The sequence below is a fragment of the Salinicola sp. RZ23 genome, from assembly GCF_003206675.1.
Lineage (GTDB): Bacteria > Pseudomonadota > Gammaproteobacteria > Pseudomonadales > Halomonadaceae > Salinicola > Salinicola endophyticus.
The window spans coordinates 627,645-651,083 of record NZ_PZJK01000007.1 but is presented as its reverse complement, the minus strand read 5'-3'; the positions used below and the strand labels follow the sequence as shown (position 1 = coordinate 651,083).

At 67.4% G+C, this 23,439-nt stretch carries 19 protein-coding genes; 9 read left to right on the top strand and 10 right to left on the bottom strand.

What is annotated here, in order from left to right:
• Positions 1-235: 235 nt before the first annotated feature.
• From DOM67_RS09070 to DOM67_RS09035, 8 genes are all read right to left on the bottom strand, one after another.
• Entirely contained in the window at positions 236-1,198 is a 963-nt protein-coding gene (locus DOM67_RS09070; protein WP_232825192.1) for a D-2-hydroxyacid dehydrogenase family protein, read from the bottom strand.
• Positions 1,199-1,265: 67 nt separating this feature from the next.
• Positions 1,266-2,090 carry an amino acid ABC transporter ATP-binding protein gene (locus DOM67_RS09065; RefSeq protein WP_110675282.1) on the bottom strand — a complete coding sequence of 275 codons (825 nt, stop codon included), beginning with the start codon at positions 2,088-2,090 and terminating at the stop codon, positions 1,266-1,268.
• A complete protein-coding gene (locus DOM67_RS09060) occupies positions 2,083-2,748 on the bottom strand; it encodes an amino acid ABC transporter permease (RefSeq protein WP_110675281.1) in 666 nt (221 codons plus the stop codon). The genes DOM67_RS09065 and DOM67_RS09060 overlap by 8 nt, the downstream gene beginning before the upstream one ends.
• A 22-nt stretch (positions 2,749-2,770) precedes the next feature.
• Positions 2,771-3,412 (bottom strand): amino acid ABC transporter permease, encoded by a 642-nt coding sequence (locus DOM67_RS09055; protein ID WP_110675280.1) that lies wholly within the window; start codon positions 3,410-3,412, stop codon positions 2,771-2,773.
• Between the two features lie 100 nt (positions 3,413-3,512).
• Positions 3,513-4,421 (bottom strand): transporter substrate-binding domain-containing protein, encoded by a 909-nt coding sequence (locus DOM67_RS09050; RefSeq protein ID WP_232825191.1) that lies wholly within the window; start codon positions 4,419-4,421, stop codon positions 3,513-3,515.
• Positions 4,422-4,840: 419 nt separating this feature from the next.
• Complete coding sequence (locus DOM67_RS09045; RefSeq protein WP_110675279.1) at positions 4,841-5,785, bottom strand: GTP-binding protein; 945 nt, start codon at positions 5,783-5,785, stop codon at positions 4,841-4,843.
• Entirely contained in the window at positions 5,785-7,425 is a 1,641-nt protein-coding gene (locus tag DOM67_RS09040; RefSeq protein WP_110675278.1) for an amidohydrolase, read from the bottom strand. Before DOM67_RS09040 ends, DOM67_RS09045 begins: the two co-directional genes overlap by 1 nt.
• The gene (locus DOM67_RS09035) at positions 7,422-8,825 is read right to left on the bottom strand and encodes a sodium/glutamate symporter (protein WP_110675277.1); all 1,404 of its coding nucleotides are present in this window, start codon (positions 8,823-8,825) and stop codon (positions 7,422-7,424) included. The genes DOM67_RS09040 and DOM67_RS09035 overlap by 4 nt, the downstream gene beginning before the upstream one ends.
• Positions 8,826-9,107: 282 nt before the next feature.
• Here DOM67_RS09035 and DOM67_RS09030 point away from each other — a divergent pair, with 282 nt between their 5' ends.
• On the top strand, positions 9,108-10,568 hold the full coding sequence (locus DOM67_RS09030; protein WP_110675276.1) for a PLP-dependent aminotransferase family protein: 1,461 nt from the start codon (positions 9,108-9,110) through the stop codon (positions 10,566-10,568).
• Positions 10,569-10,762: 194 nt separating this feature from the next.
• Here DOM67_RS09030 and DOM67_RS09025 read toward each other — a convergent pair whose 3' ends face one another.
• Positions 10,763-12,127: an aspartate aminotransferase family protein gene (locus DOM67_RS09025; RefSeq protein WP_110675275.1), complete on the bottom strand. Its 1,365-nt coding sequence runs from the start codon at positions 12,125-12,127 to the stop codon at positions 10,763-10,765.
• 322 nt (positions 12,128-12,449) lie between these two features.
• On the opposite strand from DOM67_RS09025, the gene DOM67_RS09020 reads away from it, so the two are divergent.
• Both DOM67_RS09020 and DOM67_RS09015 read left to right on the top strand, forming a co-directional pair.
• Positions 12,450-13,220, top strand: coding sequence for a sulfite exporter TauE/SafE family protein (locus DOM67_RS09020; protein ID WP_198651763.1), 771 nt, complete (start codon positions 12,450-12,452; stop codon positions 13,218-13,220).
• A 51-nt stretch (positions 13,221-13,271) separates the two neighbouring features.
• Positions 13,272-14,030: an SDR family NAD(P)-dependent oxidoreductase gene (locus DOM67_RS09015; protein ID WP_110675274.1), complete on the top strand. Its 759-nt coding sequence runs from the start codon at positions 13,272-13,274 to the stop codon at positions 14,028-14,030.
• A 91-nt stretch (positions 14,031-14,121) separates the two neighbouring features.
• Here the strand turns inward: DOM67_RS09015 and DOM67_RS09010 are convergent, their stop codons facing one another.
• Complete coding sequence (locus DOM67_RS09010) at positions 14,122-16,758, bottom strand: membrane-bound PQQ-dependent dehydrogenase, glucose/quinate/shikimate family (RefSeq protein ID WP_232825190.1); 2,637 nt, start codon at positions 16,756-16,758, stop codon at positions 14,122-14,124.
• Positions 16,759-16,988: 230 nt separating this feature from the next.
• Between DOM67_RS09010 and DOM67_RS09005 the strand changes: the two genes are divergently transcribed.
• The 6 genes from DOM67_RS09005 to DOM67_RS08980 all read left to right on the top strand — a co-directional run bounded on the left by DOM67_RS09005 (position 16,989) and on the right by DOM67_RS08980 (position 23,420).
• Complete coding sequence (locus DOM67_RS09005) at positions 16,989-18,284, top strand: hypothetical protein (protein WP_110675272.1); 1,296 nt, start codon at positions 16,989-16,991, stop codon at positions 18,282-18,284.
• Positions 18,285-18,717: 433 nt separating this feature from the next.
• Positions 18,718-19,845 carry a branched-chain amino acid ABC transporter substrate-binding protein gene (locus DOM67_RS09000; protein WP_232825189.1) on the top strand — a complete coding sequence of 376 codons (1,128 nt, stop codon included), beginning with the start codon at positions 18,718-18,720 and terminating at the stop codon, positions 19,843-19,845.
• 100 nt (positions 19,846-19,945) lie between these two features.
• Positions 19,946-20,860 carry a branched-chain amino acid ABC transporter permease gene (locus DOM67_RS08995; RefSeq protein WP_035471257.1) on the top strand — a complete coding sequence of 305 codons (915 nt, stop codon included), beginning with the start codon at positions 19,946-19,948 and terminating at the stop codon, positions 20,858-20,860.
• A 1-nt stretch (position 20,861) separates the two neighbouring features.
• Positions 20,862-21,851 (top strand): branched-chain amino acid ABC transporter permease, encoded by a 990-nt coding sequence (locus DOM67_RS08990; protein WP_110675270.1) that lies wholly within the window; start codon positions 20,862-20,864, stop codon positions 21,849-21,851.
• Positions 21,852-21,861: 10 nt separating this feature from the next.
• Entirely contained in the window at positions 21,862-22,638 is a 777-nt protein-coding gene (locus DOM67_RS08985) for an ABC transporter ATP-binding protein (protein ID WP_110675269.1), read from the top strand.
• Positions 22,635-23,420 carry an ABC transporter ATP-binding protein gene (locus DOM67_RS08980; RefSeq protein ID WP_110675268.1) on the top strand — a complete coding sequence of 262 codons (786 nt, stop codon included), beginning with the start codon at positions 22,635-22,637 and terminating at the stop codon, positions 23,418-23,420. The genes DOM67_RS08985 and DOM67_RS08980 overlap by 4 nt, the downstream gene beginning before the upstream one ends.
• The last annotated feature ends 19 nt before the right edge of the window (positions 23,421-23,439 follow it).

Genomic DNA, 23,439 nt, shown 5'->3' with positions numbered 1-23,439 from the left:
CTTCCGTGAAGAACCTTAAAATCGGCCTCGTACGCGAGCCCGGTCAAAATGCTCATTTACCCCGTGTAAACTCCGCTTTCTCGACCGATTTTGCCTTAGCTACGCGCCCCGGTCTGGCCTTCGCTCGCCGAATTTGTAAACACCCTCTGGGTGCCGCCAGGAGAACCAGGGAGTCCAGGAAAACTAAGAGAGAGGCCCGGTATTCACCGGGCCCTTCGCGTTTCTAGCTCAGCGCTCAGCGCTCGGCGTCGAAGAACGTCTTGACCTGCTGGAAGGCAGTGGCGAAGTAGCGCTCGTAGGTATCCTTCTCGACGAAGCCGATATGTGGCGTCGCCAGTACCCGTGGATGCGCCTGATAGGCGCGGGCGCCCTCCGGCTCCTGCTCGAACACGTCCAGTGCCGCGCTCCCCGGGCGTCCGGCATCGAGGGCGTCGAGCAGGGCACCGTCGCGGATCAGTTCGGCGCGGCTGGTGTTGACCAGCAGCGCGTCGGCGCGCATGGCGGCCAGCTCGCGTGCGGTGATCATGCCGCGGGTGTCATCGTTGAGCCTGAGATGCAGTGTGACCACGTCGCAGCGGGCGAGAAAGGCGTGGCGATCGGGCTCGAACGCGATACCCAGTTCGAAGGCGCGGCCGGCGCTCGATTCGCGCCCATGGGCCACCACCTGCATGCCGAAGGCAGCGGCGTAGCCGGCCACCAGACCACCGATCTTGCCCAGCCCCCAGATGCCCAGGGTACGCCCGTGGAGCGCATGTCCCAGCGACTCCGTCTCCAGGCGCTCGGTGGTGCGCTGCCACTCGCCCTGGGCCTGGCGCGCCAGATAGCCGCCGAGCCGGCGGCAGCCGGCCATGATCAGCAGCCAGGTCAGCTCGGCCGGGGCGATGGGCGAGCCGGAGCCCTCGCGCACCGCGATCCCCAGCTCGCGGCACGCCTCCAGGTCGATCGCCGACGCCAGGCGGCCGGTCTGCACCACCAGCTTGAGCCGCGGCAGCTGCGCCAGCACCTCGCGGGTGAGCACGCTGCGTTCGCGGATCAGGATCACCGCATCGCTCTCGGCCAGCCGCGCCGCCAGCGCCGACGGCGCAACCCGCGCGTGCTCGATATCCAGGCGCACGTCGCAGCCGTCGAGTTCGCGTACGGCATCGAGAAAGCCGCAGCAGCCCTGATAGTCGTCCAGCACCGTTACCGTCATTGCCATGGCAGCGCCTCCCCGGCAGTCGCACTGCCTGCCATTGTTGGCACGTCGAGGGGTGGCTGTCGAGCAGTCACTGGTGGCGTTCGAGAAAGCGCTGAACGCGCTCGGTGCGGGGCCGGGTGAAGAAGGTTTCGGGATCGGCCTGCTCGATGATCAGCCCCTTCTCGAGAAACACCACCTGATCGGAGACGGCGCGGGAGAAGGCCATTTCATGGGTCACGATGACCATGGTGTAGCCCTCGGCCGACAGCGCCTTGATCACCCCCAGCACCTCGCCTACCAGCTCCGGGTCGAGCGCCGAGGTGGGCTCGTCGAACAGCATCACCTCCGGCTGCATGGCCAGCGCACGGGCGATCGCCACGCGCTGCTTCTGGCCACCGGAGAGGGTGTTGGGGTAGGCATCCTGCTTGTGCGACATGCCGACCTTGTCGAGCAGCTCGCGGGCACGTGCCTCGGCTTCCTGGCGCGGCTGGCCGAGCACGTGGATCGGCGCCTCGGTGACGTTGTGCAGCACGTTGAGGTGCGGCCACAGGTTGAAGCTCTGGAACACCATGCCGGTCCTGGCGCGCACCCGCGCCAGCGCCTTCACCGACATCGGGCGCCCGTCGGCGTTCATGCCGATACGCTCCCCGGCGATGTGAATGGTGCCGCGCTCCGGCTGTTCCAGCCAGTTGATGCAGCGCAGAAGCGTCGACTTGCCCGAACCGGAGGAGCCCAGGATGGTGACGACGTCGCCCTGCTTGACCTCCAGATTGACGTCGCGCAGCACCTCGACGTCGTCGAAGCTCTTGGATAGATTGCGGATCGAGACCGCGGCCGTAGTCGCGTGGGAATCACCCGCCGCTGGCGGCTCGGGCGTCGCCTGACGGCCGGCCGTGGCGTGAAGATCAGACATTGTCGAACCCCCGTCTGCTACCGAAGCGCCCACACTGCTTGACGATGACTTCCATCACGATGCTGACCGCCCAGTAAAAGCCGATCACCACGATGAAGGCTTCGGTGGGAATGAAATAGGTACCGGAGAGGCTGTTGGCCGCGGCCGTCAGCTCCTGCACGGTGATGATGACCAGAAAGGCCGTGTCCTTGAGCGCGTAGATCAGTTGATTGCCCAGCAGCGGGCGGGTCTGCATGACGATCTGCGGCAGGATCAGGCGCAGGAACATCTTGCTGCGGGTGAAGCCGTGGGCCTGCGCCGCCTCGATCTGGCCGGGCGGGAAGGTCAGCCGGCTGCCGCGGAAGATCTCGGCGATATAGCAGCCGTGGTAGACCGCCAGGGCGCCGACGCCCGACCACCAGGCGTCGAGCCGGATGCCGAAGCTGGGCAGGCCGTAGTAGAGCAGGTAGGCCAGGATCAGAAACGGCAGCATGCGCATGCCGTCGATGAACACCCGCAGCGGTACCGCCAGGCGAGGGCGGCTGCCCTCGAGTAGATAGAGCAGGACGCAGCCGATCACGAACGCGGCGCTGATCGCACAGCCGAAGATCGTCATGGTGCTGAGAAAGCCGGACCAGAACTGATCCCGCGCCTGCCACAGAATTTGCCAGTTGCTCATGACACTCTCTCCTCGCGATGCCCTAGACGGCGAGCCGGTTGGCGCGGCGTTCGGCAACGCGCTGGGCCCATACCAGGCCGCCGATGATCGCCATGTAGAGCACGCAGGCGACCAGAATCGGTGGCAGCGGCTCATAGGTGACCGCGGAGATGCGGTTGGTGACGCGGGTCAGGTCGACGATGCCGATCACCGCGATCGCCGGGCTGCCCTTGATCAGAAACGACATCTCGTTGATCAGCCCGGGCAGGCTGGTGATCACCATCTGCGGCAGCATGATGCGGCGGAAGGTGATCCAGGGCGTCATGCCCGTGGCCATCGCCGCCTCGCGCTGCTCGCGTGAGAAGTTGCGAAAGGCGCTGCGCCAGATCTCGGCGTTGAACGCGGTGGTATTGAGGGTGAGGGCCAGAATCCCCGCCACGTTGCGGTCCAGTTGAAGGCCGAAGGTCGGGGCGCTGAGGAAGATGAACAGCGCCAGCGTGACCAGGGGCGTGGCACGGGCCAGGCTGATGTAGAGCACCAGCAGCTGATCGATGACCGGGACCCTGGCGAGTCGGATCAGCGCCAGGATCAGCCCGGCGGTGACCCCCATGGCGATGGACGCGCCGGAGATCCAGAGCGTGGTCCAGGCTCCCTCCAGCAGCATGTGCCAGGCACTGGCGTTCATGATGATCTCTCCACAGAGTGGTCGCTGGCAGCGCACCGCGGGCAGGCCGCGGCGCGCTCGGGTCGACGAGAGGTGCTCGCGGCGCCGCCGCGGTGATCTGCTACTGGCTGCTGGCCTGCAGCTCGTGGAACTGCTCGACGCTGGTCAGCGGCACCGTGGGCAGGTTCGGGAAGCTCTCGCCGAACCACTTCTCCTGCAGCGCTGCCAGCTGGCCGCTGTCGCGCAGATGGTCGAGGAAGCCATTCATGTAGGCCAGCAGCTCGGGGCTCGACTTGGGGATCGGCCAGGAGACATAGCCCGGGCCGGATACCGCCGGCCCCTTGGCGAAGACGTTCGGCTTGGAGGCCACCAGGGTGTTGACCGGTACCGCCGAGTCGATCACGAAGTCGAGCCGGCCGTTGGCCAGGTCGGCGAAGGCTTCCGGGTAGGATTCGTACTGCACCACCTTGCCCAGCTCACCGCCGCTCTCCTTGAGCATCTTCTCGAGTTCGGGCAGGCGTGACAGCAGCACGCTGCCGGCCTGGACCCCCAGCGTCTTGCCGCTCAGATCGGCCACGCTCTTGATGCTGTCATCGCCGGCACGGGTGATCGCGAAGTGCTGGGCGGAGGCGTAGGGCGCGGTGTAGTTGAAGACGCGCAGGCGCTCGTCGGAGACCGAGGCGCCGGTCAGTGCCATGTCGTACTGGCCGGTGGAGACCGCTGCCAGCAGGCCGGTCCAGGGCAGGATGTCCTGCTTGACGTCGAAGTCGGCGTACTCGCGCAGCGCCACCAGCACGTCGGCATTGAAGCCGACCGGCTGGCCGTTCTCGATGTAGTTGAACGGGGCGTAGTTGTCCTCGGTGGCCACGCTCATGCTGCCGCGGCTCTCGATCTCGGGCAGATCGGCTGCCATGGCCCAGGGCGGCGTGGCCATGGCCAGGGCCAGCAGGGCGCCGCCCACCAGGGTGGCGAGGCGTGCGCCGGAACGGTGCGGGGTCGGTGTCGTGGAACGGATCGGGAAGCGCATCATGAAGAACCCTCTCGAGGTGTTGTTATGGCGTGACGTCTTGGTCGCGTGACGCCGCTATCGAGTGATGTCGTTGTCGTGATTGTTGTTATTGCGTCGTTGTTATGGCGTCGCTGCTATTACATCGCTGCCATGGCGGTCGTTGTCATGGATTGCCCCGCCGGGGCGGCCGTCGGCGACGGCGCGGCCCGTGTGGCGGTGGTTTCACCCTAAAGAACTCGCTGCCCCGTCTCGTAGAGCCAGTTGGCCGGCGGCGGCTGGCCAGACGCCACGCGCGTGGCCTGAGGCTGGCCAGCCGAGGCTCCGGCGTCGAGGCGTAGCCGCGGGCAGTCACGTGACGGATCCATGACCCGCGCATGTCTCATCAATGACTGATGCAAAAGATTTATGCAGGTTCCGTGCCAGATGTGGCTGGGCAGGGGTCACGCCAGTGCTTCGAGCGCGGCGATCAGCTGCGTCAGCGCGACGCCGCGAAAGCCGATCCCGGTGAGCTGGCTCGGCCCGCCGCGACCCGGCGCCGTGGGTGTCCACGAGGGGCGCCCGCCGCTCCACTGGAAGACGTAGCGATGCCCCGCGCAGTCGACGAACCCTTTGGCCCGCGCGAGGGCGTCCCGATGCGCGGCGAGCAGCGCCTCGAGGGTCTCGCGGCGCAGCGTCGCCGGCAGCGTGACGCGGAAACGCTGCCAGTCTGGGCGGCCGGGGCCAGGAGCGGGGGCAGCGCCGGAGACGGCCGTCGCAGGGCGGAACGCCGGCGTCGGTGTGCCCCCCGGCCCGGCTGCCGCGGCCAGCGGCGTCATAGTGGCTTGGCGGGCGTCAGGGGCAGGGGCGAGTGCCCTCAGCCGCTGCCAGGCGGCCTGCCGCGATGCCGGGGGCAGCAACGACTCCCGGTTCACCGCGAGTTCGGTGGCGCTGATGATCTGCTCGGCGACCAGATCGCCGACCCGGCGGTCGTCGAGTCGAGCGCTCAAGGTGGAGAGATCCACCAGGGTGACGGTGCGTTCCAGGTGGTAGCGCCGCGCCACCCGGATGAGATCGGCGATCCGTCCGGGGCGGGCCACGCCGCTGGTCTCGATGATCAGCGTCGAGGGCGGTTGCGGCCAGCGCGCCAGGCGTGAGAGCTGGGCACCGAGCTCGTCACTCAGCGAGCAGCACAGGCAGCCGCTGCTCAGCGCGAGCAGGCGCTCGCCCTGGTGCTCGATCAGCTCGGCGTCGACGTTGAGAGTGCCGAAGTCATTGACCAGTACCAGCGTATCGGCGCCGCCTTCCTTTCGCAGGTGCGCGTTGAGCCAGGTGGTCTTGCCGGCGCCGAGATAGCCGGCGACCAGCGTGACCGCGGTGGTGCCGGCGGCGGCGTCGGCGTCCGTCATCAGGGCTCGGTCGGCGGATTGGGATAGACGATGCCGCCAACCACGGTCGCCGCGACGCGCAGCGTCGGCAGCTGCGCCAGCGCTACCTCGCGTGGGTCCTCGTCCAGCACCGCCATGTCGGCGAACTTGCCCACCTCGAGGCTGCCGATGCGATCATCGAGCCTGAGCGTATAGGCGGCATCCAGGGTGATGAGCTTGAGCGCCCGCGTCACGCTGAGCGCTTCGTGGGCGCCCAGTACCGCCCCGCTGGCGGTCTGACGCGCCACCGTGCACCAGGCGGTGAAGAGTGGCGACAACGGTGTGACCGGAGCGTCGCAGTGCGCAGCGATGGGGATGCCGATACGTTCGGCCGAGGCCAGCGGCTCCAGGCGCTGGCTGCGCTCGAAACCCAGCGTCCGCGCGCGGTGAATATCGCCCCAGTAGTAGAGGTGGTTGGCGAACATGTTGAGGCAGACCCCGAGGCGGGCCGCGCGCCTCATCTGCGCCTGATTGATGATCTGGCAGTGCTGCAGGGTGTGGCGATGATCGGGGCGTGGCCACAGCTCCAGGGCGGACTCGATCGCATCCAGCATCAGATCCACGGCTTCGTCGCCGTTGGTGTGGATATGCAGCTGCAGCCCGGCCTGATGGTAGCGCTGGACCACCTCGATGAGCCGCTCCGGCTCCGCGTTCCACAGCCCGTTGGGCATGCCGTCGTGGTAGCCCGGCCAGTTGAGTCGGGCGCTGTAGCCCTGGATCGAGCCATCGGTCATCAGCTTGACCGGCCCGAAGTGCAGCTTGTCGGTGCTGAGCTGGCGGCACGCCAGTACCCGCTCGATGCCGACATCGGTGGGGTAGGTCAGTGCGCTCATCGCCGGCACCAGGCGCATCGGCACGTCGTCACGGGCACAGGTGGCGAGCATGCTCTCGACGCCGTGCTCGCTGAGCGGATTGTAGAGATCGGTCAGGGTGGTGACGCCGTGGCGCTGCGCGATCCGGGCATAGCGGGCCAGCGTCTGCGGCTCGCTGCCACGGTCGAAGAGATCCAGCGACAGCGTATCGAAGATGGCGAACATCGCCGCCATCTCCCGCAGCTCGCCGTTGGGATGGCCATCCGCGTCCGTCATCACCCCCTCGATTCCGGCGTGCCGGTCGAGACCGGCGTGGCGCAGCATGGCCCCGTTCACCGTCATCATGTGCAGGTTGGCATGGATCACCACCATGGGGCGTTCGGCGTCGACCGCATCCAGATCGTGGCGGTCCAGGCGCCGGTCGGGGAAGTAGATCGGATCGAAGCCCCAGGCGATCAGCGCGGTCCCGGCGGGGAGGGTGTCAGCCTGCTGACGCAGGCGCGCCTGCAGCGACGCGATGTCGGTCAGCCCCGGCCAGGAGTTACCTTCGGGGTCCTGGCGGGCGAAGAACCCGGCATAGACGTACTCCCACAGCGCCCCCTCCAGCGCATGGCTATGCCCCTCCACGAACCCGGGCAGGATCACCTTGTCGGCGAAGCGCTGATCGACCTCGTGGGCGCCCAGGTCGGCCAACGCCTCCCGCGTGCCGACTCCGAGCACGCGCCCATCGCGCACGGCGATATGGGTCGCCTCCGGCAGGCTCGGATTCATGGTCAGGATGCGGCGCGCGGCATAGATACGAAGGCTCATGTCGGGGTCGGCTCCTGATGGGCCGGCGCGCGAGCCTCAAGTCGGCGTTGCCAGCCCCGCAGCAGCGGGATACAGGCGAGGGCGGCCACGGCATAGCCACCGAAGATCGCCAGGTAGGTCCAGGTGCCCAGGGAGGGGGCGATCGGCGCGAAGAAGAACAGGGTCGGAATGTTGACCACGATGATCGCGATGTTGAAGAACGCCAGCTCCTTGGGCACCGAGGTGCTGAAGTCCGCATCGAGCATGCGCAGCAGCAGCAGGCCGGTACCGGTGGAGCCACAGCAGCAGCCGAAGGCGGTCACCGTGCGTTCCGGGCCGAGTCGCCCACTCAAGCGGCCGATCGCCACCGCGCCCAGCAGAGTGACGAGGGTGACGCCGGCAGCGACGATCAGGATCGGGACCAGCAGCGCGGTGAGTACCGCCACCTGAACGCTCATCAGCGTGGCCACCACCATGAAGTCGACCGAACCGCTGGTGATGCGCTTGAGGGTGTCGTCGTCGACCTTGCTCGACCAGCCGCAGCGGTCGATCAGCAGGCGCATCAACACGCAGATCGTGAGGCCGTGGATGAAGAAGAGATTGAAGCTGAAGAAGACCGACAGCACCTGGTTGCCGGCGACCAGCGGCTGCATGAACGACAGCCAGGCGTAGGTGATGACGTAGGCGACCCCGAGCAGACCGAGATGCCAGGCGAGGGAGTCGACGTTGCCCGGGTGGGTGACCTGCCGACCGCTGGCGGGCTGACGTTCGGGGGCGTGGAAGCCGGCGATGAAGTCGTCATCCAGGGTCGACTCGCGGTTGCTGTTGAGGCCGCGCTTGAGGAAGTGGCGCGCCACCGGCACCCCCACCGCGAACGCGGCGATGAAGCCCAGCGAGGCGAAGATGACGCCGACCTGGGCGGCATCGGCGATACCGTAGCGGGTCTCCCAGAGGGTGCCGTAGGTCAGTGCCTGGCCCGGCCCCTGGGTGAAACCATGGGTGACGATCGCCCCCAGCAGCGGGTCGAGGTTGGCGCCACTGATTCCGTCGTAGCCCGCCATCAGGGCGAAGCCGAGCACCGCCTGCCCCCCCAGGCTGGCGGTCCAGATCAGGGTGAGCCAGAGCCCGCCGCCGACCACGCTCTGTCGGCCCTCCCGGGCCGCCGATTTGGGGCTGCCGGTCAGACACAGCGACATGAAGCTCAGGGTGAAGAAGTGAAAGGCGAGGGCGGTGAAGTCCCCGGGTCCGTAGCCGGGGATCAGCCCGCACGAGAGCAGGAGGAAACCGAGCACGCCGGCGACGATGCTACCCGGCACCAGGCTGGCGCGCAGCCAGGCGAGGCGACTGCGCAGTAGGCTTCCGGCGACCAGTAGCGCCGCCATCAGCGCGAAGGCGATGATGCCATGAAAGGTACTGCCCATGTTGCGATCCTCACGGTTGATATTGTTGTTGGCGCGTCCCGCGGGGCGGGCGCCGCGCTCTGGGCGCTATCGGCGATGGTAAGGTCGGGCCGTGGCGATGCCACAGGACAGATGCCGGGGATGGTCGAGACAGCGGCGGGCCCAGGGGGGGGAGAGCCTGGAGGGGGCAGCCTGGGTAGTGCGGGGGCAAGCGATGACAGGCGCAGGCCGACGTTCGGTGGCGTGGTTCTTGCAGCGTAACAACCCCTAGCGCGACGTCACGGCTGGCCAGCGAGGTGCACCATGCTCGATCACTACTTTGCGCTCGATTTCGACGCCCCGCGGGGGCTGCAGGAGCAGCTGCGCGAGGCGCTGCTCGATGCCATCCATACCGGTACCATTCCCGCCGCGGAGGCGCTCCCCTCCTGCCGCCGGTTGTCGAGCCAGCTGGGGATCTCGCGCAACACCGTGGCGCTGGTCTACGAAGGGCTGGTGGAGGATGGCTATCTGGTCAGCCGGCCGCGCAGTGGCTACTACCTGCACACCGCCTATCACATGGCAGCGGGGGAGCCAGCGAGCCAGCCGAGTGCAGCGCAGGCGCAGGATGCACCAGGATGGGACGCGCGCTTCACCCATCGGCCCAGCCATTTCCAGGGCGTGCTGCGCCCCAGTAACTGGATGCACTACGACTATCCGTTCGTGTATGGCCAGCTCGATACCCGGCTGTTTCCGCTGGAGCAGTGGCGCGAGGCCTCCCGCCGGCTGCTCGGCGGGCAGCGCGAGCGCCACTGGCTGAGCGACCGCTACGATCAGGACGATCCGATGCTGATCGAGCAGTTGCGCACCCGGGTGCTGCCCAAGCGTGGCATCCACGCCCGCAGTGACGAGATTCTGATCACGCTGGGGTCGCAGAATGCGCTCTTTCTGATCGCCCAGTTGCTGTTCGATGCGCGCACCCGGGTCGCGGTCGAGAACCCCGGCTACCGCGAGGCGGCCAACGTCTTCCTGCGTCAGGGGGCCCGGCTCAGCTATCAGCCGCTGGACGACGAGGGCATGTGCCTGGATGCGGCGGCGGCCGACTGCGACTACCTCTATGTCACCCCGAGCCATCAGGGCCCCACCGGGGTGACCATGAGCCGGGCAAGGCGGGAGGCGCTGATCGAGCAGATCCAGCGTCGCGATCAGATCGTGCTGGAGGATGACTACGACGCCGAGGTGAATTTCGACCACCATGCGCTGCCGGCGCTGAAGGCGAGCCGGGCGGGTGCCCGTGTCATCTACATGAGCAGCCTCTCCAAGCCGCTATCGCCGGGGCTGCGGCTGGGCTATCTGGTCGCCGATGCCGAGCTGATCGAGGAGCTGCGCGCGCTGCGCCGGCTGATGTACCGGCACCCGCCCTCGAGCCTGCAGCAGCAGCTGGCGCAGTTCCTGTCCCAGGGCCACTACGACCGCTATCTGCGTGTCTTCGCCGAGGAGATGTACCGCCGCTGGGAGACCCTCGATGCCTGCCTCCAGCGCGATCTGCCGAGCTGCCGACGGGTGGGCGGCGACCACGCCAGCGTCTTCTGGCTGCAGGCGCCGGCCGAGATCGATACCCAGCGCCTGGCGTGGCGGGCGGCCCAGTACGGGGTGCTGATCGAGCCCGGCTTCCAGCACTTCTTCGACCGGGTGCCACCGCGACACTTCATGCGGCTGGGATTCGGTGCCATCGATGTGGCGCGTATCGGCCCGGGGGTCGAGCGCCTGGCACGGGCCATGGGGTGATGCCGGCGGAGGGCCTGTCTGGGGGGCATACCTGGTAAGCCTGCCTGGGGTGCCTGCCTGGGATGCCTGCCTAGAGAGCCTGGCTCCCCCGGCATCCGTCTTGAGCGCCGAACCCGGGTCCGCTTCTTATCAAGCACAACGCCGGCTGCAGGCCGGCGTCTGTGTGTCAGCGGTGTCGCTACTCCGGGAGTGGTTCAGCTGGCGGCGCCCAGCACCTCGTCGAGAATCGCCAGCCCCTGCGCCACCTCGGCCTCGTTGACGATACAGGGCGGGGTGACGTGGATGCGGTTCTCGACCACGAACGGCAGCAGCCCCTTGTCGATCAGGGCGCGCTTGATCTTGGCCATCTCGGCCCCCGGCAGCGGCGCGCGGGAGGTGCGATCGCTGACCAGCTCCAGGGCATGGAACACGCCGACACCGCGCGTCTCGCCGATGATGGCGTGATCGCTGGCGAGCTGCGAAAGCCCCTTGGCGAGCGCGCCGTTGCCGACCCGGTCGGCGTTATCGACGATCCCCTCTTCGGCCATCGCATCCAGAGAGGCGACGATCGCCGCCATGGCCAGCGGATGGCCGGAATAGGTGAGCCCACCGTAGAACATCTGGTCGTCGAAGTGGCGGCAGATCGGCGCGGAGACGATCACGCCGCCCGCCGGCACATAGCCTGAGTTGACGCCCTTGGCGAACACGATCAGGTCGGGGCTGACACCGAAGTGCTCGAAGGCGAACCAGCGCCCGGTGCGGCCGAAACCCGCCATCACCTCATCGAAGATCAGCAGAATGCCGTAGTGATCGGCCAGCCGGCGCACGCCCTCGAGATAGCCCTTGGGTGGGATCAGCACGCCGGCGGTACCGGGCACGGACTCGAGCAGAATGGCGGCGATCGCCCCCGGCCCCTCGCACTCGATCACCCGCTGCAGATGCTGCAGGGCGCGTTCGCACTCCTGCTGCTCGTCGCCGGCCCAGAAGTCGCTGCGGTAGAGGTAGGGGTTGAAGAAGTGGGCATGCCCACGGGCGAACTCGTTGGGGATGCGCCGCGGGTCGCCGGTCGCGGCAATGGCCGCGCCGGTATTGCCGTGGTAGGAGCGGTAGGCGGAAAGGATCTTGTCGCGGCCGGTGTAGGCCCGCGCCATGCGGATGGCGTTCTCGTTGGCATCGGCGCCGGCGTTGGTGAAGAAGACCTTCTCGAAGCCCTGGGGCGCCCGCGCCAGGATGCGCTTGGCCGCTTCGCCGCGGGCCAGGTTGGCATGCGCCGGCGCCACAGTGGCGAGCGCGCCGGCCTGGGCCTGGATGGCGGCGATCACCTTGGGATGCTGGTGGCCGATGTTGGTGTTGACCAGCTGGCTACTGAAATCGAGATACTCCTTGCCCGCATAGTCCCACACCCGGCAGCCGCTGCCGCCGGCGATCACCAGTGGGTCGAGGGTGGCCTGGGCGGACCAGGAGTGGAACACGTGCCGACGGTCGAGCTGGCGCACATAGTCATTGTTGATCGCGTCGTGGTTGATCGAGTCGCTGCTGATGGCGTCGTTGCCGAGGGTGGCGGTCGAGGCTTGGGTCATGGTCTGCATCCTGTGTCGCCCGGCGCCATCGGCACCAGGGGGAAAGGCGGATTGCGCCTCGGGCGCTGTGCTCGCGCCCAGACGCGTCTGGCTCAGGTTCAGACTAAGCGGCGCCGCGGGATCGTCTTAGAGCCAGAACCTCGTCGCGCTCGTGACAGCCGGCACCATGTCCCGAGGAGTCGTCGCAACTGGCTCTACAGCCCCTGGGGCCGCGGCGCTTAAGGTGCTCGCCTATGACAGCCCGGTTTTCCCAGCCCGGTTGTCACGATGAGAGGGCGACGATGGTGACGTTGATGCGGACTGGGCCGGGGAGTGTGCGGCAGTGAACGTCGCGGCGATGATGCCGTCGCTGCCGTCGCTGGGTGGAGTGCTGGCACTGGCGTGTCTGGCGGGTGCGGTGCGCGGCTACTGCGGCTTCGGCTTCGCCATGCTGCTGGCGCTCGGGCTGACGCTCGTGCTGCCACCGCTCGAAGCCGTGCCGCTGGCCCTGCTGCTCGATCTGATCACCAGCGCGGGGCTGTGGCGGCGCGCCTGGCGCCTGGCCGACCGCGACCGGCTGCGCCGTCTGATCGGCGGCATGGCGTTGGCGACCCCGCTCGGCGTGTGGCTGATGGCGAGCATTCCGCCCACGCCGCTGCGCGTCATCGTCGCACTACTGGCCCTGGCCGGGGCGCTGGCGCTGCTGCTGGGGCGCGCAGCGGTACCGAACGCGGCGCGCGAGCTGCGCGCTGGCACTGCCTGGTTGGCCGGGGCGGCCTCGGGGCTGTGCCAGACGCTCGCCTCGTCGGGCGGCCCGCCGCTGATGCTCTATCTGCTGCAGCAGCGGCTGCCGCCGGCGGTGCTGCGCGCCACCGCGATCCTGTTCTTCGCCATCAGCAGCAGTGCGGCCCTGAGTGGCCTGTGGCTGGCCGGTGCGCTGCACGCCCAGACGCTGACGCGCGGCGCCTGGCTGCTGCTGCCGGCACTGCTCGGCAACGCGCTGGGGCAGTGGGCCTTCGAGCGCTCGCCGCCGCGCTCGATGCGCTGGAGCGTGGCGCCGCTGCTGATCGCGCTCTCGCTGTGGGTGCTGGCGCGGGAGACCCTGTTGCGCTGAGCGCACCGCGACACGGACGCAACGATCGACAATCAAGCCGAGGAGACAAGCATGCAAGACGTCGTTTTCATTACCGGTGCCACCTCCGGGTTCGGCCGCGCCGCCGCCCGCCGCTTTGCCGAGGCCGGCTGGGCGCTGGTTCTCGCCGGGCGCCGCCAGGAGCGGCTCGAGGCGCTGGCCCAGGCGCTGTCGAGCCAGGTCGAGGTGCACACGCTGGCGCTCGACGTGCGCGATGACCAGGCCGTGAGTCAGGCGATCGAGGCGCTGCCCGAGCCGTTCAAACGGGTGCGCGCGCTGATCAACAACGCCGGCCTGGCGCTGGCGCCGGAGCCGGCCCAGCAGGTCAAGCTCGCGGACTGGCACACCATGATCGACACCAATATCACCGGTCTGGTCAACGTGACCCATGCGCTGCTGCCGACCCTGATTGCGACCGGCGAAGGGGCGAGTATCGTCAATGTCGGCTCCATCGCCGGTCAGTGGCCCTACCCGGGGAGCCACGTCTACGGGGCGTCGAAAGCCTTCGTGCAGCAGTTCAGCTACAACCTGCGCTGCGATCTGCAGGGGAGTGGCGTGCGCGTCACCGATCTGGCCCCGGGCCTGGCCGAGACCGAATTCACTCTGGTGCGCACCGGCGGCGATCAAGCGGCATCGGATGCGCTCTACCGCGGCACCACCGCGCTCAGCGCGGAGGATATCGCCGAGCAGATGTTCTATCTGGCCACACTGCCGGCGCATATCAACATCAACCGGCTGGAGGTGATGCCGACCCGTCAGGCGTGGTCGGCGTTCGCGGTCGATCGCGATTGAAAAGGTAAGGCGCCCTGGCGTCTGGCTGAAACGCATCGCCCCGGCCAGTTGGCCGGGGCGATGCGGTCTTGCGGTGAGCGTAAAGCGTCGCTCAGCTATCGCTCTGCTTGGGCAGGGCGTAGGCGATCACGTAGTCGCCGGTGGGGGTCTGCATGAAGTGGTGGCCGGTGGCGACGATCACCAGATACTGGCGGCCGTCGGCTTCGTAGACCATCGGGTTGGCCTGGCCGCCGGCGGGCAGGGCGGCCTGCCACACGGTCTCGCCGCTCTCGATGTCGATCGCGCGGATCAGATCGTCGGTCGCCGCGGCGATGAAGATCAGGCCACCGGCGGTGACCACCGAGCCGCCGTTGTTGGGCGTGCCGATGTCGATCGGCAGGCCCGAGCGGATGCCCCAGGGGCCGTTGGCGCGGGCGGTGCCCAGCGGGCGGTCCCACAGCGTCTTGCCGCTGGAGAGCGCGATGGCGCGGATATGGCCATAGGGCGGCTGCTTGCACAGCAGGCCGGTATAGGGCACCCGCCAGCCGGCGTTGACGTTGATCGCGTAGGGGGTGTTGGCCTGCGGATCCCCCGCGCCTTCGGCACCGCCGCGGTCGGATTTCAGCTCCTCACGCGGGACCCAGCCCAGCTTGTTGGCGACGTCGCGCGGCACCAGCTCGTTGTAGTTGGGCATGTCATTGTAGTTGGCGATGATCACCCCGCGCTGCGGGTCGACCGCCACGCTGCCCCAGTCGGAGCCGCCGTTGTAGCCGGTGTACTCGACCCACGGCTGCTCGGCGGTGGGCGGCGTATACATGCCCTTCCAGCTGGCCTGGTGGTACTGGATTCGACAGAAGAGCTGGTCGAACGGTGACATGCCCCACATGTCCTTCTCGGTGATATCGGGCTGGCGCAGGGTGGCATAGCGCGAGAAGGGTTGGGTCTTGCTGCGCTGCTCCGGCTCGGCGCCGCCCTGGGGGACCGGACGCTCCTCGGCGCCGCCGCCGAGCAGTTCGCCGGTCTCGCGGTTGAACACGTAGATCTCGCCCTGCTTGGTGGGCATGATCAGCGCCGGCACTTCGCCGTTGTCGGTGGGGAAGTCGATCAGCGTCGGCTGCGAGCCGGGGTCGTAGTCCCAGACGTCCTTGTGCGCGGTCTGGAAGTGCCACTTGGGCAGGCCGGTCTCGACGTCGAGTGCGACCATCGAGCTGGCCCACGCGTTCTCTTCCGGGGTGCGCGAGCTGCTCCAGTAGTCGGCGGCGCTGTTGGCCATGGGCAGGTAGACCAGCCCCAGCTTGCTGTCGCCGGCGGCGGTGGTCCACATGTTGGGCGAGCCGCGCACGTAGGTCTCGTCGCCGGTCAGCGGTTCACTGCGGTCGGGGCGGGCGGCATCCCAGGCCCACTGCAGCTCGCCGGTCATGACGTCGAAACCCTTGATCACGCCGGAGGGCGGATAGCGGCGCTGGCCGTCGAGCACCTGGTGGCCGGTGACGATGACATCGCGCACCACCACCGGGGCGGAGTTGATCGAGACGTAGCCCGGCGGGGTCTCGCCCATGTTGCGCTTGATATCGACCTGGCCGTTGTCGCCGAAGTCGGTGCACGGCTTGCCGGTGGCGGCGTCGACTTCGATGATGCGCCCGTCGAGGGTGCCGGAGATGATCCGGGTGCGGCAGGCGATGGCGTCGTTGGCGGCCATCGCGGCGTCACTGTTCGGATCGCCGCCGTTCTGAGCGTCACTGCCCTGGGCGTCGTCTGCCTGGTTGCCGCTGGCCGCCGCCTGTTGGGGGTCATCGGCGCTGTCCGCGGTGGGCAGGCGATCCGCAGGCACCTCGTAGTAGGTCACGCCGCGGCAGGCGGCGGTATAGGGAATGGCGTCCTTGGAGACCACAGGGTCATAGCGCCAGTTCTCCTCGCCGGTGGCGGCATCGAGGGAGATCAGGATATTGCGCGAGGTGCACAGGAAGACGTCATCGCCCACCTTGAGCGGGGTGGTCTCGGCGCCCCAGCGATGATCCAGCAGGTCGCCGGTGCGGTACTGCCAGGCGACCTGGAGCTGGTCGACGTTGTCCGGGGTGATCTGCTCCAGCGGCGAGTAGCGGGTCGCCGCCGAGTCGCGGCCGTAGGCGGTCCAGTCGCCCGGGGCGGGGACGTCCGCCGGTTGGGCATTGCCGACGTCGGTGGCCAGCGAGCCATCGGCGACCGCCGGTACCGGCGCCAGGTTCTGGTAGCCGCGCCCGGGCAGGAAGGCCAGCGCACCGGCGACGATCAGCCCCACACAGAGCACGCCGGCCAGGGCGAAGCCGACCCGCGGACGTGGCCCGCCACGCAGGGCGGGTGAGACCAGGGCGACCAGGATCGCCAGGATCAGGACCAGGTCGAAGCGCGGAATCCAGCGCCAGTAGTTGAGCCCCGACTCCCAGGCAGCCCACAGGAAGGAGCCGACGAAGACCAGGGCGTAGAGCCAGGCCCCCGAGATCCGGCCGCGCCACAGCTGGATGCCGGCGAGCAGCATCACGATACCCGCCAACAGGTAGTACCAGGACCCTCCGAGTAGTGCCAGATAGAGCCCGCCGCCGCCCAGAGCGAGGCCGGCGAGCGCGACGATGAGACCCACGATGCAGGAGAACAACCTGCTCGCACCGCGAGACGAGGTGGATTTGGCCACTGTTCTCTCCCTTGAATGTCCGTATTCTTTTAACCGCCCGCGTGCTGTGGCGCGTGGCTGGTTTGTTGGTCTTGGTGGCATGCCGTCCGTGTCACGTCGGGCCGCCTGCTTTCAGCGTAGTCAGCCTACGCCGAGCTGACGAATCCCGCGCCCCGCGGGCCTTTCGCCAGATGTCAGACGCGTAACGGATTCGTTACGGAAAATCCGAGAAATTGCCTATCCTTCCTGGGACGCGTCTTGTTGCGTGAGCGCGGCGCGATCTCTCGACGGCCCGACAGAGGCTGTATCAACAACGACAAGGGAATAACAACGTGACTCTCAAGACCTACTCAACCCTCGGCCTGGCCGTGGGCCTGATGGCCTGCGCCCCTGCTGTCTTTGCCCAGACCCACCAGGATAGCGAAGCGATCCAGCGCCGGCTCGATGCGCTCCAGCAGCAGGTGCAGGAGCTACAGCGCGAACTCGCCGCCCAGAAGGCGAGCCAGCAGCGCGAGAACACGCAGACACGCCAGCTGGCGGAGAAGAACAGCTCGCTGCTGGATAACGTCGGCAAGCCGCAGTTCAGCGGGGCGATCGAGCTCGGGTACACCTTCAACGACTGGAGCGAGTCGAGCAAGGACACCGTCGGCGACATGGACTTCGGCAAGTTCATCCTCGGCATGGAAGGCGGTGAGGGGCCGCTCTCCTACTCCTTCCAGTACCGTTTCTACGACGGCTATCGCTTTCTGCAGCACGCCTGGGCGGGCTACGCCTTCAGTGACGCCGACACGGTCAAGCTCGGCCTGGTGCAGACCCCGTTCGGCAACATGGATTACGGCTATCTCGGCTGGTACGGCAACCTGCCGTATCTGGCGGGCTTCAACGACAATCAGAACGCCGGCATCAAGTGGGATCACTCTCAGGGCGCCTGGGACACCACGCTTGCATTCTTCAAGAGCGACCAGCTCGGCGACGGCAACGAGCACTACGGCGCCAACGCGATCGGCGACAGCCCCCAGGGCAACAGCGAAGAGAATCAGCTGGCCGCACGCGCCGCCTATACCTTCGGCAAGGGCTCGGACTACACCACCGAGCTCAACCTCTCGGCCAAGGGGGGGCAGCTCTACAACCACAATACCCAGAAGAGTGGTGACAACTGGGCCGTGGCGCTGGGCATGAACGGCAACTACGGCAACTGGACCACGCTGTTGCAGGCGACCAGCTACCAGTACAACGCCAAGAACCCCGACGAAGCGGTATCGGGTGTCTCGGACAATGCGTTGCAGGTCGGTGCCTTCGGCTTCAACTATCTGATTCCGGCAGAAGGGCAGATGTACTCGGCGAGCCTCGCCTACAGCATGGATGTCGACTGGGGCGTGGTGGAGAACCTCTACTTCTACAACGACTTCAGCTATATCGCGGCGTCGGGTGACTACTCACCGGTCAACGGCGGCTTCGGCGACATGGACGACCCCATGCTCAACGACCTGGGGGTGAAGGTCACTGCCGGACGCTACTACGCCTGGTTCGATATCGTCACCAACAAGAACGGGCTGAACTACTTCGGCTCGCCGGTGGACGATGGCTGGCACACCAGCGTGCAGAGCCATTTCGGCCTGACCTACTGAATCAGCCAAGGCGTCGCCGGGCTACCGATGCCCCGTCGAGTTCGCTCGGCGGGGCATTCGCGTCTCTGGCGCCGGGGATTGTCGAGGCCAGGGAAGAGCGGGCAGCGCGCGGCGGATGATCTTCGGTTCTTTTTCTGCGGTGCTGGCCGGGTATTCGAGGATTTCCCTGCCGTCATGGCAAAGAATGAACTCTTTCTCCTGCTTCACTGGCAGCGATTTTTCTATTTCTCTATGTAAGCCCTGGTGCATATTGAGCGTATATTTTATACAAAAGGTGTGCTATCAGTGCCTCATGCGCCGTGTCAGGGTGGATCGGTGGATGGCCGGATCGCTCTGGCCGCGCGGGTGCCCACCGTCATGCACGAGTGGCCTCCTGATCAGCGTCGTACCAACAACCATAAAGCGCAAAGCGTCGAAGGGAGTAGTGGCAATCATGACCATGAGAACAATCCTCAAGCTCATCGCCTCCACGGCGGCCCTCCATCTGGCCGCGAGCGGCCCGGTACTGGCCCAGGACGAACCGATCACCATCGGTGTCCAGGCGCCCACCACCGGCTCCGAAGCGACCTACGGCAAGGACATGCTCAACGCCATCGGCCTGGCCGCCGACGAGATCAACGCCAAGGGCGGCCTGCTCGGCGGACGTCAGATCACCCTGGTCAGCGGCGATACCGCCTGTGACCCGCAGCAGTCGGTCAACGCGGCCAGCCGGCTGGCCTCGCAGGAGGTGGTCGGCGTGGTCGGCGGTTATTGCTCCGGCGCCACCCAACCGACGCTGAAGATCTATGGTGACGCCAATATTCCGTTCGTGATCGTCGCCGCCAACTCCACCCAGCTGATCCCGGCCAACCCCGGCAACGCCTTCATGATCAATTCGACCGGGGCCGACCAGGCCAAGACCGCGGTCGACTTCTTCGCGGGCAAGGGCATCGACAAGCTGGCGATCGTCAACCAGGGCGATGCCTACTCCCAGGATCTGGCCAACCTGACCCGCGACGCCTGGAAGGCGGCCGGCCACGAGGTGTCGGCCTTCGAGTACGTCAACAAGGGTGAGCAGGACTTCTCGGCGTTGGTCAACAAGATCCGCGGCTCCGGCGCCCAGGCGGTGTTCTGGACCGCCTACTACGCCGATGGCGGCCTGCTGATCCGGCAGCTGCGTCAGCGCGGCTTCCAGGGCACCATCGCGGTGGGCGACGGCTCCAACTCGCCCAAGCTGTTCGATATCGCCGGACGGGCCGCGGAGGGCGTCTACGCCTTCTCCAACCCCACCGCCGACTTCCTGCCGGCGGCCAAGCAGTTCATCAGCGACTATCAGGCCAAGTTCGACACCGCGCCCGGCCCCTACGCACCGCTGGCCTATGACGGCATGCAGCTGATGGCCTGGGCCATCGACAAGGCGGGTTCGACCGACGCCGACGCCATCATCAAGGCGCTGGGCAGCGCCGACGGCAAGGAGTGGCTGGCCGGTCCGATCAGCTTCACCCCGCAGCACACCCTGGCACGCAGCAACTTCGTGGTGCTCGAGGGGCAGGACGGCAAGTGGACCCGCTACCAGCCCTGATCCACGGCCGACCGTGGTGACCCGCCCGCCGCGCGCGTAAAGCGCTGCGGGCGGCGCTGCCACGGTTGCCTCCTCCTTCGCTGCCCAGGGACGCATGCCCATGACCTGGTACGACTCTCTGCTCCAGCAGCTCGCCGACGGGCTGGTGCTGGGCTCTTTCTATGCGCTGGTGGCACTCGGTTACACCATGGTGTTCGGGGTCATCAAGCTGCTCAACTTCGCCCATGGCGATCTCTACATGACCGGTGCCTTCGCCGGCTTCGGCGGTCTGTCACTGGTCTCCGGGGTGCTCGGCGCCGGCTGGCTGGGCATCTTCGTGGCCATGCTGCTGGCGATGCTGGCGGTGGGCTGCCTGGGGGTGGTGATCGAGCGTATCGCCTACCACCCGATGCTCGCGGCGCCGCGGCTGTCGATCCTGATCACCGCGCTGGCGGTGTCGCTGGTGCTGCAGAACGCGGCGCTGTCGCTGACCGGCGGCCAGTACACCGCCTTTCGCACCGACCTCGGCTTCGGCGGGCTCAGCCTCGGCAATCTGTTCATCTCCTATAACCAGATCGTGCTGGTGGCCACGGCGGCGGTATTGATGATCGCGCTGGAGCTGTTCGTGTCGAAGACGCTCTACGGCCGCGCCATGCGTGCGGTGGCGATCGACAAGGACATGTGCCGCATGCTCGGCATCAACGTCTCGGCGGTGATCGCGATCACTTTCTTCATCGGCTCGGGGCTGGCCGCCGCCGCCGGCACCATGGCCGGCGCCTACTACGGCAGCATCTGGTACTTCATGGGCTTCCTGATCGGGCTGAAGGCGTTCACCGCGGCGGTGATCGGCGGCATCGGGAGTATCACCGGGGCCATGCTCGGCGGCCTGATCCTGGGGCTGCTGGAGTCGTTCGGCACCCATATCCCGTTCATCGGCAGCGAATGGAAGGATGTCTTCACCTTCGCGATCCTGATCCTGGTGCTGGTGTTCAAGCCCACGGGGCTGCTCGGCAAATCCGAAGTGGAGAGGATGTGACATGGCCAATCCGACCCCCGTGGCGCCGGAAGGGCGCCCCCGTGGCAACCTGGCCCAGCGCCTGTATGCCGCCTTCGACTCCCCCGGCCGGCGGCGCGCGCTGCACCTGGTGCTGCTCGCCATCCTGATCGTCACGCCGTGGCTATCGAGTCAGTACGTCACCGTGATCCTGACCAACGCACTGCTCTACGTGGTGCTGTGTCTGGGGCTCAACGTGGTGGTGGGCTATGCCGGGCTGCTCGATCTCGGCTATGCCGCCTTCTTTGCCGTGGGCGCCTATACCATCGGCATCCTGACCCAGCAGTTCGGCTTCAACTTCTGGGCCGCGATCCCGTTCGCGCTGCTGGCGGCGGCGCTGGCCGGGGTGATCATCGGCGGGCCGACGCTGCGCCTGCGCAGCGACTACCTGGCCATCGTCACCCTGGGCTTCGGCGAGATCGTGCGCTTCACCGCGCGCAATCTGGAGATCACCGGTGGCGCCAGCGGGCTGTCGCACATCCCCGAGCCGTCGCTGTTCGGCTGGTACATCGATAGCTCGATCGACTTCTACTACGTCTTCGCGGCGCTGGCGGTGCTCGCCTACATCGCCAGCCAGCGGCTGTTCGACTCGCGCCTGGGGCGCGCCTGGCTCTACGTGCGCCACGACGAGGATGCCGCCGAGGCGATGGGCATCAACCGTGTCGCGGTCAAGCTGGCGGCCTATGTGATCGGCGCGATCTTCGGCGCCGTCGGCGGCATCTTCTTCTCGGTCAATCTGGGCGCGATCTCGCCGGAGAGCTTCAGTTTCCAGCAGTCGGTGCTGATCCTGATGGCGGTGGTGCTGGGCGGCATGGGCAAGATCCCCGGGGTGATCCTGGGCGCCTTCATCGTGGTGCTGGGGCCGGAGCTGCTGCGCGAGTTCGACACCCTGCGGCTGCTGATCTTCGCCGTGCTGCTGCTGCTGATCATGCTGTTCCGGCCCAGTGGTATCTGGCCCGAGAAACGCTCCTGAGGAGGTGCCGATGCTACTGCAACTCAACCAGGTCTCGCTGAGCTTCGCCGGCAACAGCGTGCTCGACGAGGTCGCCTTCGGGGTCGCCGCGGGGCGCATCCAGAGCCTGATCGGCCCCAACGGCGCCGGCAAGACCTCCCTGTTCAATGTCATCACCGGCTTCTATCGGCCCCAGCGTGGCGAGATCACCTTCGACGGCGAGCGCCTGGTCAAGCGCAAGCCGCACAGCGTGACCCGCCTGGGCATCGCGCGCACCTTCCAGAACGTGCGTCTGTTTCGCGAGATGTCGGTGCTCGAGAACGTGATGGCCGGCCAGCACTGCCGCTCCCGCGCCGGGGCGCTGGCGGCGGTGCTCCGGCTGCCCAGCCAGCGCGCCGAGGAGCGGCGGATTCGCGAGACCAGCCTCGAGTGTCTCGACTTCGTCGGCCTCGCCGACAGTCAGGAGCGGCTGGCGACCAACCTCGCCTATGGCCACCAGCGCCGGGTGGAGATCGCCCGTGCGCTGGCCACCGAGCCCAAGCTGTTGCTGCTCGACGAGCCGGCGGCGGGACTCAACGGCAGCGAGAAGGAGGCGCTGGTCGAGCTGATCCGGCGCATTCGCGACGAGCGTGGCATCGCGGTACTGCTGATCGAGCATGACATGAGCCTGGTGATGAGCGTCTCCGAACACATCAGTGTGCTCGACCACGGCAGCCTGATCACCGAAGGCACGCCCCAGGCGGTGGCCAACGACCCTAGAGTGATCGAGGCCTACCTGGGTCAGGACGACGAGGAGTTGGCGCTATGACACAGACGGCGACGAGAGACGACGACGTGGCGGCGGGCCCGCGGGCGTCCGCGGAACGCCAGGGCGACGTGCGTCTGAGTCTACAGGGGGTGGATGCGTTCTATGGTCAGATCCAGGCGCTGCGCGGCGTCTCGCTGGAGGTTCGCCAGGGCGAGATCGTGACCCTGCTGGGCAGTAACGGCGCGGGCAAGTCGACCACGCTGAAGACCATCTCCGGGCTGGTGCGGGCGCGCCAGGGCGATGTCTGCCTCGAGGGCGAGTCGATCGCCAGGCTGCCGGCGCATCAGATCGCCCGACGCGGGGTGGTGCATGTGCCCGAAGGCCGGCGCGTGCTGCGCGGGCTGACGGTGAAGGAGAATCTCGAGCTGGGCGCCTTCACCCTCAAGGACAATGCGCTACGCCGGCAGCGGCTGGAGGAGGTGTATGCGCTCTTCCCGATCCTCCACGAGCGGCGGCATCAGGATGGCTCGCTGCTCTCGGGGGGACAGCAGCAGATGCTGGCGATGGGGCGGGCGCTGATGCACGGCCCCAATGTGATGCTGCTCGACGAGCCGTCGATGGGGCTGGCGCCCAAACTGGTGACCGAGATCATGCGCATCATCAAACGCCTCAACGAGGCCGGTACCACCATCCTGCTGGTCGAGCAGAACGCGCGTCTGGCGCTGCGCCTGGCGCACTACGCCTATGTGATCGAGAACGGCGAGATCCGCATGCAGGGCGATGCCGCGGCGATGCGCGAGGACGCCTCGGTGGTCAAGGCTTACCTCGGCCTGGGCGACTGATCCCGTGGCGCAGAGGGAC